Source organism: Pantoea sp. JGM49, assembly GCF_018257655.1.
Lineage (GTDB): Bacteria > Pseudomonadota > Gammaproteobacteria > Enterobacterales > Enterobacteriaceae > Pantoea > Pantoea communis.
In genome coordinates this window covers 1-1,222 of sequence record NZ_JAERJM010000040.1, presented here as the reverse complement: position 1 = coordinate 1,222, position 1,222 = coordinate 1, and the positions used below count along the sequence as shown (strand labels likewise).

The 1,222-nt window shown below is 55.4% G+C and carries 1 protein-coding gene; it reads right to left on the bottom strand.

Annotation, left to right across the window (positions count from 1 at the left end; genetic code table 11):
* Nucleotides 1–29: 29 nt before the first annotated feature.
* A protein-coding gene (locus tag JK231_RS25355; protein WP_211729919.1) for an IS3 family transposase occupies nucleotides 30–1,150 on the bottom strand; the annotation gives its coding sequence in 2 pieces (ribosomal slippage) (nucleotides 30–892 and nucleotides 892–1,150; 1,122 coding nt in all).
* Between the last annotated feature and the right edge of the window lie 72 nt (nucleotides 1,151–1,222).

The following is a 1,222-nucleotide window of genomic DNA, read 5'->3' as shown; positions in this document are numbered from 1 at the left end:
TGACCTGCCCCCAGGATTAGATACAACCTTCAGTTAGTAATGTCGGTTGGTTTTTCTTCATATTTCCCGTTTCGCCAGCCTGCTGCAAATTCAGCTGGCGTCTGGTAATCCAGAGATGAATGTGGTCGACACTCGTTATAATCCTGCCGCCAGTCATTAATGATTTCCCGGGCATGAAGAATATCGCTGAACCAGTGTTCATTCAGACATTCATCCCGAAAGCGGCCATTGAAGCTCTCAATAAATCCGTTCTGCGTTGGCTTGCCTGGCTGGATTAAGCGCAACTTAACACCATGTTCAAAGGCCCATTGATCCAGCGCACGGCAGGTAAACTCCGGACCCTGATCGGTTCTTATCGTTGCAGGATAGCCACGAAACAGCGCAATGCTGTCCAGAATGCGCGTCACCTGAACGCCTGTAATCCCGAATGCCGTGGTGATCGTCAGACACTCCTTCGTGAAATCATCCACGCAGGTCAGACACTTAACCCGGCGGCCGCTGGCAAGAGCATCCATGACAAAATCCATTGACCATGTCAGGTTCGGCGCATCCGGACGAAGAAGCGGAAGCCGCTCAGTCGCCAGCCCCTTGCGGCGTCGCCTGCGCTTTACACCCAGGCCGTTGAGATGATAGATGCGGTATACCCGCTTGTGGTTGACGTGAAGGCCCTCCCGGCGCAGTAACTGCCAGATGCGCCGGTAGCCAAAGCGGCGGCGTTCAAGTGCCAGCTCTGTAATGCGTAGGGACAGCAGCGCGTCAGCAGCCGGACGCTGAGCCGAATAACGGCAGGTCGACAGGGGCAAGCCTGCCAGCCTGCAGGCACGACGTTGCGACAGACCTGCGGCCTCACACATGACTTCCACGGCTTCCCGCTTCTGGTCTGTCGTCAGAACTTTCGGCCCAGAGCCACCTGAAGCGCCTCCTTATCCAGCATGGCTTCAGCGAGCAGCTTCTTGAGGCGGGCATTCTCCTCTTCAAGTGACTTGAGCCGCTTCACTTCGGGGACTTCCATGCCGCCAAACTTCTTGCGCCAGGTGTAGAAGGTGGCGTCTGAAATAGCATGCTTGCGGCAGAGTTCCCGGGCCGAAACCCCGGCTTCTGCCTCGCGGAGAATACTGATGATCTGTTCGTCGGAAAATCGCTTCTTCATGGGGACGTCCTCATGTGACTTATGAAGACATTACTAACATCGCGGTGTATTAATCAACGGGGAGCAGGTCAC